Here is a 15,616-nt window from a genome sequence, read left to right as displayed (position 1 = left end):
GGCGGCCCCGGACCAGCACGGTCCGGGGCCGCCGGCGATGCTCCGGTCAGTCGCGGAGGAGCGGCAGCAGCTGCTCGCCCTGGCGGCGGATCTCGTCCAGGTACGGGGTGTCCGACAGCACGAAGTGGGTGACACCGAGGTCCTGGTAGCGGCGCAGGGACTTCGCGACGTCGGACGGCGAGCCCACGAGCCAGGTGGTCCCGGCCCCGCCGCCCCCGGCGCGGGCGGGCGCGGTGTACAGGTTCTCGTCGAGCACGTCGCCGCGGGCGGCGAGGTCGAGCAGGCGCTGCTGCCCGACGGCGACCGGGCGGTCCGCGGCACGGTGGTCGGCGTCGCGCCGCCACCCCTGGCGTCCCGACGCCTCGGCGAGGTGCTCCACCTTGGCCTCGGCGTCACGCCATGCCTCGTCGGTGGTGTCGCGCACGAAGGTCGTGACGCGCAGCCCGAACTGCAGCGGCGCGTGCTCCCGGCCGACCTGCTCGCTCAGCGCGCGCAGCCGGTCGATCCGCTCGGCCACGCCGTCCAGCGGCTCGCCCCAGAAGAGCTGCACGTCGGCCTCCGCGGCCGCCACCGCCTCCGCCTCGGGCGACGCGCCGCCGAAGTACAGCGTCGGGTGCGCACGCCCCTCCCGGGCCACGGGACGCAGCGGCAGCGTGGCGCCGTCGGCCCGGTAGTGCCCGCCGTCGAACGTCACGTCGTCCTGCGTCCACAGCCGGCGCACCAGCTGCAGGAACTCGCGCGTGCGCCCGTAGCGTGCCGCCCGGTCGGTGACCGTGTCGCCGTACTGCGCGACGCCGTCCTGCCCGGACACGATGTTGATCCGCACCCGGCCACCGGTGAGGTGGTCGAGCGTCGCCGCCGCCGAGGCGAGGTGGGCCGGCTGCCAGTAGCCGGGCCGGATCGCGACCAGCGGGTTGAACGTCGTGGTGCGGGCGGCGAGCGCCGCCGCCACGGTGAACGTGTCCGGCCGGCCCCACCCGGTGCCGAGCAGCGCCCCGTCCCAGCCGTGCTCCTCCAGCGCGAGGGCCTGCTCGGTGAGGGTGTCGAGGCTGTTGTGGTCCGCCGTCACGACGTCGCCACGGTGGCCGGCGCGCACCTGGTTGGGGATGTACCAGAGGACGTCGGCGCTCATGCCCCCACCCCCGCGGTGGCGAGCTCGGCGGCCTCGACGGACGCAGCCGACGCGACCGACGACGAGTACCGGCTCGCGGGCCGCTCGAGCCCGTAGTGCTCGCGCAGGGTGGTGCCCTCGTAGGCGGTGCGGAACAGGCCGCGCGCCTGGAGGATCGGCACGACGTGCGCGGTGAACTCCTCCAGCCCGCGCGGCAGCACGGCCGGCATGACGTTGAAGCCGTCGGCGGCCTCGGCGTCGTACCACTCCTGGAGGGCGTCGGCGACCTGCTCGGGCGTGCCCGCCAGCGTGCGGTGCCCGCGCCCTCCGCCCAGGCGGCCGATGAGCTCGCGCACCGTCAGCCGCTCCCGACGGGCCAGCTCCACGATCAGCGTGTACCGGCTCTTGGCGCCCTCGATCTCGTCCTCGTCGGGCAGGTCGGCGGGCAGCTGGCGGTCCAGCGGCAGGTCCTCGGGGTCGACGCGCAGGGTCGCGGCGAGCTGGCGACGCGCGTACTCGGGCACGATGAGCTCGTCGAGCTCGCGCTCGGCGGCCAGGGCCTCCGCCTCGGTGGAGCCGAGCACGGGCACGATGCCCGGCAGGATCTTGATCCCGTCGGCGTCGCGACCCGCCGCGACGGCCCGGGCCTTGAGGTCGGCGTAGAAGGCCCGTGCGTCGTCGAGCGTCTGGTGCGCGGTGAAGACGGCCTCGGCGTACCGCGCCGCGAGCCCCTTGCCGTCATCCGACGACCCGGCCTGCACGATCAGCGGCCGCGCCTGCGGGGTGCGCGGCGTGGTGAGCGCGCCGGCGACGGAGAAGTGCTCCCCGACGTGCCCGGCAGGGTGGATCCTCGCCGCGTCCGCCCAGACGCCGCGCTCCTTGTCCGCGAGCACGGCGTCGTCGTCCCACGAGTCCCAGAGCTTGTACGCGACGTCGAGGAACTCCGCGGCGCGCTCGTAGCGCACGGCGTGCGCGGGCTGGTCGTCGAGGCCGAAGTTGCGCGCGATGTCCGGGCCGGCCGTCGTCACGACGTTCCACCCGGCGCGGCCGCCCGACACGATGTCGATCGACGCGAACCGCCGCGCCAGGTTGTACGGCGAGTTGTAGGTGGTGGACGCCGTCGCGATGAGGCCGATGCGCTCGGTGGCGGCGGCGAGCGCCGTGAGCACGATCAGCGGGTCGAGCGACCCGGCGGGGCGGCGTCCGACGTCGCTGCGCAGGCCGGGGCCGTCGGCGAAGAAGACGGAGTCGAGCAGCCCCTCCTCCGCGGTGCGGGCCAGCCGCTGCAGGTAGGCGATGTTCGTGGACGTGTGGTCCGGGGAGCTCTCCGGCAGCCGCCACGACGCCTCGTGGTGGCCGGTGCTCATGAGGAACGCGTTGAGGTGGAAAGGTCCGGGGCGGTGGCCGTCGCGGCCGGCGGTGCGGGTCATACGGTCACGTCCTTCCGCTCGACGCCGAGGGCGTCGAGCAGCTCGGTGCGGATGGCGGCGAACCGGGGGTCGGCGGCGTCGCGCCGCTCCTGGAGGTCGATGCGTCGCTCGACGGCGATGCGGCCGCGGTCGAGGACGACGACGCGGTCGGCGAGCACGATCGCCTCGTCGACGTCGTGCGTCACGAGCAGCACCGCGGGCCGGTGCCGGTCGTACAGGTCGCGCAGGAGCTCGTGCATACGGATGCGGGTGAGGGCGTCGAGGGCGCCGAACGGCTCGTCGGCCAGCAGGAGCTGGGGCGAGCGGACGAGCGAGCGGGCCAGGGACACCCGCTGCTGCTCGCCGCCGGACAGCTCGTTCGGCCACGCCCGCTCCCGGCCGGCGAGGCCCACCTCGGCGAGCGCGGCCCGCCCGGCGTCGCCGGCGGCCCGACGGCGGACGCCGTCCAGGCCCAGCACCACGTTGTCGAGCACCCGCGCCCACGGCAGCAGCCGGGAGTCCTGGAACACGACGGACACCTGGTCGGGCACGCGCACCTCGCCCGACCCCGCCACGCCGTGGTCGAGGCCCGCGAGCGCCCGCAGCAGCGTCGACTTGCCCGAGCCGCTGCGGCCCAGAATCGCGACGAACTCCCCCGCGCCGAGCTCCAGGTCGAGGTCGTCGAGCACCCGCTCCGCGCCGTACGCGCGCACGAGCCCGCGCACGGTGACGGCGGGCGCCTCGGCGACGACGTCCGTGCCGGTCGCGGTCGGCGTGGCGGTCAGTCCTCCAGCGTGCGTCGCCATGCGAGCGCCCTCCTCTGCAGCAGCCGGACGGCGGCGTCGGCACTGAACCCGAGCACGCCGTAGACGACGAGGCCGACGATGATGACCTCGGTCTGTCCGTAGGTGCGGGCGAGCTCCATCATGTAGCCGATGCCCGCGGTGGCGTTGACCTGCTCGACGACGACCAGCGACAGCAGCGACCCGGTGACGGCGAACCGCAGGCCGAGCAGGAAACCGGGGAGCGCGCCCGGAAGCACGACGCGGCGCACGAACTGCGGCCGGCTCAGCCGCACCGTCTCGGCCAGCTCGACGTACCGGGAGTCGATCGAGCGCAGCCCGTTGTGCGTGTGCACGTAGATCGGGATGAACACGCCGAGCGCGATGGTGATGACCTTCATCGGCTCGCCGATCCCGAACCACAGGATGAGCAGCGGCAGCAGCGCGAGGTTCGGGATGGCGCGCTTGACCTGGATCGGGCCGTCGAGCAGCGCGTCGCCCACGCGGCTCAGGCCGGAGGCGAGCGCCAGCACGACGCCGGTCGCGACGCCCCACGCCAGCCCGAGGGCCGCACGGGTCAGCGAGACGCCCAGGTTCTCCTGCAGGTCGCCCTTCGCGATCAGGTCGCCGGCGGTGGTGACCACCGTCCAGGGGGCGCTGAGCACCCGCTGGTCGATGAGCCCCGTGGCGGAGCCCGCCACCCACACCCCGACCAGGACGACGACGCCGAGCAGCCCGGCCACCGGGAGCGGGCGCCCGAGCCCGAGCCGTCGCCCGGCGGGGCGGACGTCGAGCCGTCCCGCGGGCCGGCCCTCGCCGCTCTGCACGGCGCCCAAGGCGGTGCGGGCGCGGGGCGCGGTGCCCGCCCGGGTGACGGTGCCGAGGGCGGTCATCGGTCGTCCTCCGCCGCCTGCTGCGCCTCGACGCCGGCGGTCTGCGCAGCGACGAACCGCTGGTCGAAGAGGTCGGCCGCGTCGAGCGGGTCCTCGTCCAGCTCCTTCGCGAGCAGGTCGATCGTCTCCTGCGTGCGGGCGATGCCCTCGGTGAGGTCGGCCGGGATGTCGGGCACGGCCGCGTGGTCGGTGAGGTACTGGGCGTCCTCGTCGGTCAGCCCCTCGTGCTCCACGTAGTACCCCTGCTTCCACTCCTCGGGGTGGTTCGCGATCCACACCTGCGCTCGCGCCCACACCTCGACGTACTCGGCCAGGGCCGCCGCCTTGGCCGGGTCCTCCAGGACGGCGACCGGCGCGTACAGGTGACCCGCGTCGTCGCGCAGCCCGTGCTGGACCGACTGGGCGCCGTCCGCCTCGTACTTCGTGAGGTAGCGGAACAGCTGGGTGCCGCCGAGCGGGGCGACGTCGACCTCCCCGGCGGCCAGCGCGGTGGAGTAGACGTCGCCGGTGCTGGGCAGCTCCACGAGCTCGACGTCGTCCTGGGTCAGTCCGGCGGCGGCGAGCGCCTTGAGCACCAGGGCGCCCTGCGCCTGGCCGGGGCTGAACGCGATGCGCTTGCCGGCGAGGTCGTCGAGGGAGCCGAGGGTGATGCCGGGGCGGCCGGCCAGCTCGTAGACGGGTGCGTCCTGCCAGTTCTCCCGGTACTTGGTGGCGATGTTCTTCACCGGCACCCCCGTCCAGGTGGCGTGGATGGACGGGATCTCGGCGACGGATCCGACGTCGAGGGACTCCGCCCGGAACGCCTCGATGGTCTGCGGCCCGCCCGACAGGTTGGCCCACTCGACGTCGAAGGAGAAGTCGTGCTCGATCTCGTCGCCGGCCAGCTCGAGCGCGACCTCGGTGCTGGGGTCGCCGACGACGAGCGTCGTGCCGTCCGGCACGGCGGAGGGCAGCGGGTCGGAGGCGGCCAGCGTGCCGCCCGGGCTGTCCGCGGCGGCGTCGGCGACGCAGCCGGCGGTGCCCAGCAGTCCGACGAAGCCGACGACGGCGGCGGCCGCCCGTCGGGCGCCGCGGGCGCGGGCGCGGCGGAGGGAGATGGTTCGGGGCATGACGGGGTCCTCTCGGGGCGTGCGGGGGTACGCCACGTCACCCGCCCGCGCGACGGCGGACGGGGCGGTGGTCTCGAGCGGGTTCTGCTGCCGGGGAGGCGGAGACGACGGCGTGCGTCGGGTCAGCGGCGACAGCGACGACAGGGCCGACAGCCCCGGCGGGCGCACGGCACGGCGGCGCCCGCGGTGCGGGTGCCCGGGGACCGGAGTCCGTTCGTGTCGGCGTGCATGGCGGGGAAGGTAGGCGCCGCGCACGCCCAGCGCGAGAGATCTCCGGAAAGTCTCACGATGCGGGACCAGGATTCGAGACGACGCTCGGACGGCTGCGGGCACGACGAAGGCCCCGGACCCTGTGAGGGGGTCCGGGGCCTTCGTCGTCGACCGTCAGGCCGTGGGGTTCAGCGCGTCACTCCGCGCCGGCCTGCATCTGGCCGGTGGGCGGCAGGTCGTGCACCGAGACGCCGGTGGGGGCGTCGAGCGCCGCCGTCGCGCCGACCGAGACCGGCCCGCGCTCGTGCTCGCTCTTGGCCACCCCGCGGAAGGTGAACTCCCCGAGGATGCCCTCGCCCTCGCCGTCGACCAGCACGAGGTCGCCGGCCTTGAGCTCGCCGAACAGGATCTTCTCGGACAGGGTGTCCTCGATCTCCCGCTGGATCGCCCGCTTCAGGGGACGGGCGCCGAGCACCGGGTCGTAGCCCTTCTCCGCCAGCAGGTTCTTCGCGGCGGGCGTGAGCTCGATGGCCATGTCCCGGTCGCGCAGACGCTTGTCCAGCTTGGCGATCTCCAGGTCGACGATCTCGATGATCTCGTCCTGCGAGAGCTGCGGGAAGACCACCACGTCGTCGACGCGGTTGAGGAACTCCGGCCGGAAGTGCTGCTTGAGCTCCTCGTTGACCTTCGCCTTCATGCGCTCGTAGGAGGTCACCAGGTCGCCGCCGGCGTTGAAGCCGGTCTGGACGCCCTTGGCGATGTCCCGCGTGCCGAGGTTGGTGGTCATGATGATCACGGTGTTCTTGAAGTCGACCACCCGGCCCTGCGAGTCGGTCAGGCGACCGTCCTCGAGGACCTGCAGCAGCGAGTTGAAGATGTCCGCGTGAGCCTTCTCGACCTCGTCGAACAGGACCACCGAGAACGGCTTGCGCCGGACCTTCTCCGTGAGCTGTCCGCCCTCGTCGTAGCCGACGTAGCCGGGGGGCGAGCCGAACAGCCGCGACACGGTGTGCTTCTCCGAGAACTCGGACATGTCGAGCTGGATCAGCGCGTCCTCGTCCCCGAACAGGAACTCGGCGAGCGCCTTGGCCAGCTCCGTCTTCCCGACACCCGTGGGGCCGGCGAAGATGAACGAGCCACCGGGGCGCTTCGGGTCCTTGAGCCCGGCACGCGTACGGCGGATCGCCTGGGACAGCGCCTTGATGGCCGTGTTCTGCCCGACGACGCGCTTGTGCAGCTCGTCCTCCATGTGCAGGAGCTTGCTGGACTCCTCCTCGGTGAGCTTGACGACCGGGATGCCGGTCGACATCGCCAGCACCTCGGCGATCAGCTCGTCGTCGACCTCCGCGACGGAGTCGAGGTCGCCCGACTTCCAGGCCTTCTCCTTGTCGGCGCGCTGGGCGGTGAGCTGCTTCTCCTTGTCCCGCAGCCCGGCGGCCTTCTCGAAGTCCTGCTCGTCGATCGCCGACTCCTTGTCGCGGCGGGCCTCGGCGATCTCCTCGTCCAGGGCCTTGAGCTCCGGCGGCGCCGTCATGCGGCGGATCCGCAGGCGCGCGCCCGCCTCGTCGATCAGGTCGATCGCCTTGTCCGGCAGGTACCGGTCGTTGATGTACCGGTCGGCGAGCTGGGCGGCGGAGACCAGCGCGGAGTCCGTGATGGACACGCGGTGGTGCGCCTCGTAGCGGTCGCGCAGGCCCTTGAGGATCTCGATGGCGTGCTCGAGCGACGGCTCGTTGACCTGGATCGGCTGGAAGCGGCGCTCCAGGGCCGGGTCCTTCTCGACGTACTTGCGGTACTCGTCGAGCGTGGTCGCGCCGATGGTCTGCAGCTCGCCGCGGGCCAGCATCGGCTTGAGGATGCTCGCCGCGTCGATCGCGCCCTCGGCGGCACCCGCCCCGACGAGGGTGTGGATCTCGTCGATGAACAGGATGATGTCGCCGCGGGTGCGGATCTCCTTGAGCACCTTCTTGAGGCGCTCCTCGAAGTCACCGCGGTAGCGGGAACCGGCGACCAGGGCGCCGAGGTCCAGCGTGTAGAGCTGCTTGTCCTTCAGCGTCTCCGGCACGTCGCCGCGCACGATGTCCTGGGCGAGGCCCTCGACGACGGCCGTCTTGCCGACGCCCGGCTCGCCGATCAGCACGGGGTTGTTCTTGGTGCGGCGGCTCAGCACCTGCATGACGCGCTCGATCTCCGTCGAGCGGCCGATGACCGGGTCGAGCTTGCCCTCGCGCGCGGCCTGGGTGAGGTTGCGGCCGAACTGGTCGAGGACGGCGGAGCCGGACGGCTGCCCCTCCTGCGGGCCACCGGCGGCCACGGGCTCCTTGCCCTGGTAGCCGCTCAGCAGCTGGATGACCTGCTGGCGCACCTTGTTCAGGTCGGCGCCCATCTTCGTGAGCACCTGGGCGGCGACGCCCTCGCCCTCGCGGATGAGGCCGAGCAGGATGTGCTCGGTGCCGATGTAGTTGTGCCCGAGCTGCAGCGCCTCGCGGAGCGACAGCTCCAGCACCTTCTTGGCGCGCGGCGTGAACGGGATGTGCCCGCTCGGGGCCTGCTGGCCCTCGCCGATGATCTCGGTGACCTGGGTGCGGACGCCGTCGAGCGAGATCCCCAGCGACTCCAGGGCCTTCGCGGCGACGCCCTCACCCTCGTGGATGAGTCCGAGCAGGATGTGCTCGGTGCCGATGTAGTTGTGGTTGAGCATCCTTGCCTCTTCCTGAGCAAGGACGACCACCCGACGGGCTCGGTCGGTGAATCTCTCGAACATGTGCTGCTCCCTCACGAGCGGCGTTACCTGCACCCCGTCGGATTGACGGCTACAGCCTGACCGCTACGACTCTATGCGCTCCCAACTCGCCGACACCCCTCCGTAAGCCCATGTTCGCCAGGGGCGTGACGGCGTGCCGGATTGCCAGCCGCGGGCGGGGCGGTCCAGGCTCGGGGAAAGGCGGTCGCCGCCGCGGTGGTCGCCGCAGAGGTCAACCCGGGGGGTACCGATGGACGAGATCGAGCAGCAGCCGGGAGCCACGGGCGGCGCGGGCCACGACGCGGGTCGGCGGGCGTGGAACGGGGACGACGCGCGGCTGGCGCAGTTCTCCGGCGTCCTGGGCGAGGTGCGCGACCCGCTGACCTGGGGCCTCGACCTGGAGGACCAGTCGCTCACCGGGCACGTGGACTCCGACGACCCGACGTGCGAGCGGTTCGTGCGCGCCTACCGGTCGTTCACCGGGGAGGCGCTGGAGGTCGAGACCCTGCGCACCCGGGTGCCCGACGACGACGTCGAGGACGTGGTCCGCGCCGCGTGCAGCGGCGCGCGCGCCGCGCCGCTGCACGCCGACATCGCCGCTCCCGTCGAGCCCGCACCGGCCGAGGAGGCCGGCGGCTCGGCGGCCGACGGTGCCGCAGAGCGCGACGGGTCGGACTTCGCGGACTCGTTCCAGGACTACCGCAGCGCGATGCGCGCCCTGGTCGCCGAGGTCGACGAGGCCCCGCTGACGACGGGGACGTTCGTCGTGGACGGCGACGAGGCGGACTGTGTCCGCGTCACCGCCCGCGAGACCACCGCCGTGTACGTGGCGGCCGCCGACCGCGCCCTCGTCGTCACCGGCCCCGCGGACCTCGTCGACCGGGTGGAGGTCGTGACCCGGCCCGTCGACGCACTCCTGTCGGGCCGGCGTCGTGCTGACGGCGGTGCGTGATCGACGTCCCGTGACCTCGCCCTGACGGGCGACGGCGCCCGACCTATGCTGCAAGCCAGGGCCGCCCCGCACGTCGTGACGGGGCGGCGGACGCACGACGAGAGAGTCGGGGTGGCCGATGCGCGGCATCGTGGTCGGGGTCAACGGTTCGGTCGAGTCGGACGAGGCGCTGGACTGGGCGCTGCGGGAGGCGGCCGCGGCCGCGGTGCCGCTCACGCTGGTCATGGTCGACGCGGGCGCCGGCAAGGGCGCCGATGCCGCCGCGCACGAGGCCGCGCTGGCCCCCGTGCGCGAGGAGGCGCAGGGGCTGCTCGACGCGGCCCGCGCCCGCACGGGTGTCGAGGTCGACGGCACGGTCGCGGCGCTCCCCGGCCCGGCGGCCGACCGGCTGCTCGAGCTCGGCGCGGACGCCGACATGCTGGTGCTCGGCCGGCGCCGGCGGGGACGCCTGGGCCGGGCCGTGCTGGGCTCGGTGTCGACGACGGTCGTGGAGCACGCCGTCGTGCCCGTCACGGTGGTGCGCCACGGCAACCCCGACGGGGCCCCGGAGGACGACGTGCCCGCCGAGACGGCGCCGCGCATCGTCGTCGGCGTCGACACCTCGGCCCCGAGCGTCGCCGCGCTGCGGCACGCGTGCGAGGTCGCGGACAGGACCGGGGCGTCGATCGACGCCGTCTTCGCGTGGCAGATCACGACGCTGGCCCCGCTGCCGGGGTCGTGGGGGTGGGCGCCGCCCGTCGACGACTACGAGAAGTTCGCGGCCGACTCGCTCGCCGAGGCGGTGCGCGCGGCCGGGGTGACGCTGCCGCCCGAGCGGCTCACCCGCCGGGTGGTGCACGGCCAGGCCGCCAAGCAGCTCGTGGTCGCGGCGCAGGGCGCCGAGCGGCTCGTCGTCGGGGCGCGCGGCCTCGGCGGCTTCGACCGGCTGCTCCTGGGCTCGGTCAGCCGTCAGGTGCTCGACTTCGCACCCTGCCCCGTCACCGTCGTCCGCGGCTGACCGACGACCCTCGCCGCTACGCGAGCGCCTGCTCGAGGTCCGCGACCAGGTCGTCCACGTCCTCGATCCCGACGGACAGGCGCACGAGGTCGTCGGGCACCTCGAGCGACGTGCCCGCGACCGAGCCGTGCGTCATCCGGCCCGGGTGCTCGACGAGCGACTCGACGCCGCCGAGCGACTCGGCCAGCGTGAACACCTGCGTCCGCGCGCACACGTCGAGCGCCTTCGCCTCGCTGCCGGCGCGGAACGACACCATGCCGCCGAACCCGCGCATCTGGCGGGCCGCGACGTCGTGGCCCGGGTGGGACGCGAGGCCCGGATAGAGCACCTCGGTCACGGCAGGGTGCCCGGCGAGGAAGTCCGCCACCGCGGCCGCGTTCGCCTGGTGCCGGTCCATCCGGACGGCGAGCGTCTTGAGGCCGCGCAGCGTGAGCCACGCGTCGAACGGGCCCGCGACGGCGCCCGACGAGTTCTGGTGGAAGCCGACGGCGCCGGCCACGTCCGTGCCGCCCGCAGGCGACTCGAGACCGCCCGGCAGCACCGCGCCCGCCGCGACGACGAGCGCTCCCCCGACGACGTCGCTGTGCCCGCCGATGTACTTGGTCGTGGAGTGCACGACGACGTCCGCGCCGAGCGCCAGGGGCTGCTGCAGGTAGGGCGTGGCGAAGGTGTTGTCCACGACGAGCAGCGCGCCGGCGTCGCGTGCCACGCCCGCCAGCGCCGCGACGTCGCTGACGCCCAGCAGCGGGTTGGTCGGCGTCTCGACCCACAGCACCTTGGTCTCGGGACGGACGGCTGCCCGCACCGCGTCGACGTCGGAGAGGTCGACCGGCGTGTGCGCGATCCCCCACGGCCCGAAGACCCGCGCGACGAGCCGGTACGTGCCGCCGTAGGCGTCGTTCGGCACGATCACGTGGTCGCCCGGGCGCAGCACCGCGCGCAGCAGCGTGTCCTCGGCGGCCAGGCCCGAGGCGAACGCGAAGCCGCGTTCCCCGTGCTCCGCCGCGGCGAGCGCCTCCTCCAGCGCGGTGCGCGTCGGGTTGGCGGAGCGGGAGTACTCGTACCCGCCGCGCAGGCCGCCCACGCCGTCCTGCTTGTACGTGGAGACCTGGTGGATCGGCGGCACGACGGCGCCGGTCGTCGGGTCCGGGTCCTGGCCCGCGTGGATGGCGCGGGTCGAGAAGCCGAACGTCGTCCAGTCGGGGTGGTCGCTGGTGCTCACCCGGCCAGCCTACGCACGAGCGTGGTCACCGGCCCGCGACGAACCCCAGGAGGTCGTGGCGGGTGAGGACGCCGACGGGGTCGCCGTCCTCGACGACGAGCAGCGCGTCGGCGTCGGTGAGCGCGGCGCGCACGGCCTCCACGCCCTCGCCGGCCCCGATGAGCGGCAGCCGGGGCTGCATGTGCGCGTCGACGCGGTCGGCGAGGGACGCGCGGCCGGAGAAGACGGCGTCGAGCAGCGCCCGCTCGGTCACGGCGCCCGCGACCTCGCCGATCTTCACGGGCGGCTCCGCGCCGACGACCGGCATCTGCGAGACGCCGTACTCGCGCAGGATCTCGATGGCGTCGCGCACCGTCTCGCTCGGGTGGGTGTGCACCAGGTCGGGCAGCCGCCCGTCCTTCGCACGCAGGATGTCGCCCGCGGTGACGCCCTCCTCGTCGGGCAGGAAGCCGTACGACCGCATCCACGTGTCGGAGAAGATCTTCGACAGGTAGCCGCGCCCGCCGTCGGGCAGCAGGACGACGATCACGGCCTCCGCCGCGGCCGCCGCGTCCTCCTCCTCGAGCCGCCGCGCGAGCCGCAGCGCCGCCTCGACCGCCATCCCGCACGACCCGCCCACGAGCAGGCCCTCCTCGCGCGCGAGCCGGCGCGTCATGGCGAAGGAGTCCGCGTCGGTGACGGCGATGACCTCGTCGGGGACGGACGGGTCGTAGGCGCCCGGCCAGAAGTCCTCGCCGACGCCCTCCACCAGGTACGGCCGCCCGTCGCCGCCCGAGTAGACCGAGCCCGCCGGGTCGGCGCCGACGACCCGGACCGGGCCGCCGTCGGCCCGGTCCGCCGACACCTCCTTGAGGTAGCGGCCCGTGCCGGTGATCGTGCCGCCCGTCCCGACGCCCGCGACGAAGTGCGTCACCCGGCCGTCGGTGTCCGCCCACACCTCGGGCCCGGTGGACTCGTAGTGCGACAGCGGGCCGTTCGGGTTGGCGTACTGGTTCGGCTTCCAGGCCCCGTCGATCTCCTGCACCAGCCGGTCGGAGACCGAGTAGTAGGAGTCCGGGTGGTCGGGCGGGACGGCGGTGGGCGTCACGACGACGCGCGCCCCGTACGCCCGCAGCACGTCGCGCTTGTCCTCGCTCACCTTGTCGGGGCAGACGAAGACGCAGTCGTAGCCCTTGCGCTGCGCGACGAGCGCGAGGCCCACGCCGGTGTTGCCCGACGTCGGCTCGACGATCGTGCCGCCGGGCCGCAGCTCTCCGGACGCCTCCGCCGCCTCGATCATCTTCAGCGCGATGCGGTCCTTGACCGACCCGCCGGGGTTCACGTACTCGACCTTGGCGAGGATCGTCGCGCTCAGACCGTCGGTGACCCGGGAGAGCCGGACGAGCGGGGTGTGCCCGACGAGCTCCGAGATGTGCTCCGCGTATCTCATGTGCCGATCATGCCCCTCCGCGGGGCTTTCACCACCGGTCTCGCGCCGTGCCGCGGAACGCGACCACGAGCACCCGCACCGCGAGCACCGTGCCGACGAAGCCCAGCGCGGCGCCGAGCACCGTGAACCACGGCAGCCGCGGCGCGAGCATCGGCCCGCCGTCGGCGACGAACAGCACGACCGCGCCGACGACGGCCCCCACCGCCACGAGCGTCATGATGAGCTGCTGCACCAGGCCGGTCAGGAAGGCCCGGTCGGCGGGGTCGGAGAACGCGCGCACGGTGACGGTGAAGCGCCCCTCCTCCAGGTCGCGGACGATGCGGGTCACCCGGCGGGGCAGCCGCTCCAGCTCGGGCGCGAAGCCGAGGAGCTGCTGCGTGGCCTTGCGGCGCACCGCCTCCGGGGTGACGAGGCGGTGCAGCAGCGGCCGGCCGTGGGTGCGGGCGCCGGCCACCAGGTCGTAGCCGGGGCTGATCAGGTCGAGCGTGCCCTCCAGCGACGCGAACGTGCGGAACGCGGCGGCGACCTGCGGCGGCACGCCCATGCCCGCCGCCGTGACCAGCCGCACGAGCCCGGCGAACGCCGCACCCGCGCCCGCGCCCGCGCCCGCGCGGAACCGCAGCACGAGCTGCCCCACCTCGCGCTCGAGGCGGCGGACGTCCAGGCCGGGCGGCGCGTCGAGCAGCTCCAGCAGGGCGTCGGTGGCGGCGATCGCGTCGTCGCCGTCGATCGCGAGCAGCAGGGCGCCGAGAGCGATCCGTTCGGGCTCGCCGAGCCTGCCGACCGAGCCCATGTCGAGCAGGCCGAGCCCGCCGTCGGCCAGCACGAGCACGTTGCCCGGGTGCAGGTCGGCGTGGAACGTGCCGGCGACGAGCAGCTGGTCGAGCGCGGCGCGCAGCAGCCGGTCCGCGAGCGCCGCGCGGGTCGCGTCGTCCAGCCGGCCCAGCGCGCCCTGTGCCTGCCCGACCGGCGTGCCGTCGAGCCGCTCCAGCACCAGCAGCGTGCCGCTCGACGGCCCGTCGACCACCTGGGGCACCACGACGAGCGGGCCCGACGACGCGCCGTCGTGCGTCACGACGTCCAGCGCTGTGCGCAGGGCCCGCGTGTTCTCCGCCTCGACGGTGTAGTCGAGCTCCTCGCGCAGGGACGCCGCGAAGCCGTCGGCGAGCGCGACCACGCCGAGGCCGCGGCCCCACGCCGTGTCGCGCTCCAGCCTGCGGGCGAGCCGGCCGAGGATCGCGAGGTCCACGGCGACCTGCTCGCGCGCGCCCGGGCGCTGCACCTTCACCACCACGTCGCGGCCGTCGAGCAGCCGGGCGGCGTGCACCTGTCCGACCGACGCCGAGGCGAGCGGCTCCGTGTCGAACGCGGCGAAGACCTCTCCCACGGGGCGACCGAGCGAGCTCTCGACGACCGCCTCCACCTGGTCCCACGGCGCCGGGGGCACGTCGCTCTGCAGGGTCGCGAGGGTCTCGGTGACGGCGTCGGGCAGCAGGTCGCGCCGGGTGGAGAGCGTCTGGCCGAACTTCACGAACGTGACGCCCGCGTCGGACAGCGTGTCGCGCAGGCCGACCGCGAGGCGGCGGACGTCGGAGCGCGACGTCGTGCCGCCGTCGCGGCGGTGGCGCCCGAACGCCCCGCCCAGGCCGTGCCGGACGCCGATCGCGACGACCTGCGCGTACCGGCGCGTCTCACGGCGTCCCTGCCGCAGCCGCCGGACGGCGCGCCACGGGGTGGGCAGCGTGCCCGTGGGCACCAGCAGCTCCAGCACGAGCAGGACGCACAGCCCCAGCACGAACGCCCAGCAGAAGACGAGGACGATCCCCGCCAGCGCGACCCACGGGTCGACCTCGAGGGTGCCCTCGCCGCTCCACCAGCCCGCCGCGCGCAGCCCGCTGGTGAGCGCCGCCGAGGCGCCCGTGATCGCCGCCAGGGAGACCAGCGCGGCCCGGATCCAGCCGACCGGCGCGCCCATCACCCGCCGCGCCGTCCAGGCGAGCAGCGCCAGCATCGCCACCGTCGAGACGAACGCGAAGATCGCGCCGACCACGCCGCCTACCGCGTCCATGCCTGCCCCGTCGTCGCCCGCACCATGGCGCCACTCTTCCGGACGCCCCGCGGCCCGTCACCACGAGCCGCCCCTGAACCGTCCCTGAACCGTCCCTGAGGCGCGCGACCAGGAATGCCCACGGGCCGGGGCGGGCGTGGGTCAGGCGCGCGTGGCCCAGGCGGCGAGGGTGAGGGCGACGGCGTCCTCGGCGAGCGCGGCGGGCAGGTCCGGCCAGCCGCGGTGCGCGACGGCGGCGCGCCACGCCGCCCCGACACCCGTGCCGACGGCGCCGCCCACGGCCCCGGCGACCATCGCCGCCACGACCGACGGCGCCGGCGCGTGGTGCCGCAGCGCGAGGAGCAGGCCGCCGACGGCGCCGCTCCCCGCCCGGACGTCCGGACCCGGCGGGTCGAGGCGGCTGGGGGTGGTGGGCAGCTTGTCGCCCACCAGCTCCCCGGCGACGGCGAGGCCCGCGAGCACGCGCGGCAGCGTGGCCGGGCGGCGGAGCCGGTGGGTGGGCAGCCGATGCCCCGGCACCGGGCCGAGCAGCGGGCCGGCGACGCCGAGCGTCGCGCGCGAGCCCGCCGCGAGTCCCAGCGCCAGCGAGCGGACGGCGAGCGGTGCGGTCATGCGCCCACCCTGGCACCGCCCCGCGAAACCCGCCGAACATGCGGTTGGGGGCGGGGGGGGGCGCGGGGAACAGCGGCAC

12 protein-coding genes are annotated in these 15,616 nt (G+C 74.6%); 2 read left to right on the top strand and 10 right to left on the bottom strand.

Going from position 1 to position 15,616, the window contains the following annotated elements:
- Positions 1 to 46: 46 nt before the first annotated feature.
- From ACFQ8E_RS21245 to ACFQ8E_RS21220, 6 genes are all read right to left on the bottom strand, one after another.
- A complete protein-coding gene (locus tag ACFQ8E_RS21245) occupies positions 47 to 1,132 on the bottom strand; it encodes an LLM class flavin-dependent oxidoreductase (protein ID WP_430552555.1) in 1,086 nt (361 codons plus the stop codon).
- Positions 1,129 to 2,541, bottom strand: coding sequence for an LLM class flavin-dependent oxidoreductase (locus ACFQ8E_RS21240; protein WP_430552554.1), 1,413 nt, complete (start codon positions 2,539 to 2,541; stop codon positions 1,129 to 1,131). Before ACFQ8E_RS21240 ends, ACFQ8E_RS21245 begins: the two co-directional genes overlap by 4 nt.
- Positions 2,538 to 3,326, bottom strand: a complete 789-nt coding sequence (locus ACFQ8E_RS21235) for an ABC transporter ATP-binding protein (protein ID WP_430552553.1) — start codon at positions 3,324 to 3,326, stop codon at positions 2,538 to 2,540. The genes ACFQ8E_RS21240 and ACFQ8E_RS21235 overlap by 4 nt, the downstream gene beginning before the upstream one ends.
- On the bottom strand, positions 3,302 to 4,195 hold the full coding sequence (locus ACFQ8E_RS21230) for an ABC transporter permease (RefSeq protein ID WP_430552552.1): 894 nt from the start codon (positions 4,193 to 4,195) through the stop codon (positions 3,302 to 3,304). The genes ACFQ8E_RS21235 and ACFQ8E_RS21230 overlap by 25 nt, the downstream gene beginning before the upstream one ends.
- Positions 4,192 to 5,304, bottom strand: a complete 1,113-nt coding sequence (locus ACFQ8E_RS21225; RefSeq protein WP_430552551.1) for an ABC transporter substrate-binding protein — start codon at positions 5,302 to 5,304, stop codon at positions 4,192 to 4,194. Before ACFQ8E_RS21225 ends, ACFQ8E_RS21230 begins: the two co-directional genes overlap by 4 nt.
- Positions 5,305 to 5,710: 406 nt before the next feature.
- Positions 5,711 to 8,278, bottom strand: a complete 2,568-nt coding sequence (locus ACFQ8E_RS21220) for an ATP-dependent Clp protease ATP-binding subunit (RefSeq protein WP_430552550.1) — start codon at positions 8,276 to 8,278, stop codon at positions 5,711 to 5,713.
- Between the two features lie 229 nt (positions 8,279 to 8,507).
- Here ACFQ8E_RS21220 and ACFQ8E_RS21215 point away from each other — a divergent pair, with 229 nt between their 5' ends.
- The gene (locus ACFQ8E_RS21215) at positions 8,508 to 9,209 is read left to right on the top strand and encodes a hypothetical protein (RefSeq protein ID WP_430552549.1); all 702 of its coding nucleotides are present in this window, start codon (positions 8,508 to 8,510) and stop codon (positions 9,207 to 9,209) included.
- 118 nt (positions 9,210 to 9,327) lie between these two features.
- Positions 9,328 to 10,206 (top strand): universal stress protein, encoded by an 879-nt coding sequence (locus tag ACFQ8E_RS21210; RefSeq protein WP_430552548.1) that lies wholly within the window; start codon positions 9,328 to 9,330, stop codon positions 10,204 to 10,206.
- 16 nt (positions 10,207 to 10,222) lie between these two features.
- On the opposite strand, the gene ACFQ8E_RS21205 is transcribed toward ACFQ8E_RS21210, so the two are convergent.
- From ACFQ8E_RS21205 to ACFQ8E_RS21190, 4 genes are all read right to left on the bottom strand, one after another.
- Entirely contained in the window at positions 10,223 to 11,428 is a 1,206-nt protein-coding gene (locus tag ACFQ8E_RS21205) for a cystathionine gamma-synthase (RefSeq protein ID WP_430552547.1), read from the bottom strand.
- 25 nt (positions 11,429 to 11,453) lie between these two features.
- Positions 11,454 to 12,857, bottom strand: coding sequence for a cystathionine beta-synthase (locus tag ACFQ8E_RS21200; RefSeq protein ID WP_430552546.1), 1,404 nt, complete (start codon positions 12,855 to 12,857; stop codon positions 11,454 to 11,456).
- A gap of 28 nt (positions 12,858 to 12,885) precedes the next feature.
- Positions 12,886 to 14,925 carry an ABC1 kinase family protein gene (locus ACFQ8E_RS21195; protein ID WP_430552545.1) on the bottom strand — a complete coding sequence of 680 codons (2,040 nt, stop codon included), beginning with the start codon at positions 14,923 to 14,925 and terminating at the stop codon, positions 12,886 to 12,888.
- A gap of 141 nt (positions 14,926 to 15,066) precedes the next feature.
- Entirely contained in the window at positions 15,067 to 15,537 is a 471-nt protein-coding gene (locus ACFQ8E_RS21190; RefSeq protein WP_430552544.1) for a hypothetical protein, read from the bottom strand.
- Between the last annotated feature and the right edge of the window lie 79 nt (positions 15,538 to 15,616).

This window comes from Isoptericola sp. NPDC056573 (assembly GCF_042793335.1).
Classification (GTDB): domain Bacteria; phylum Actinomycetota; class Actinomycetes; order Actinomycetales; family Cellulomonadaceae; genus Isoptericola.
Note: the sequence above shows the minus strand (reverse complement) of the source record. Positions and strands in the feature narration are given on the sequence as shown.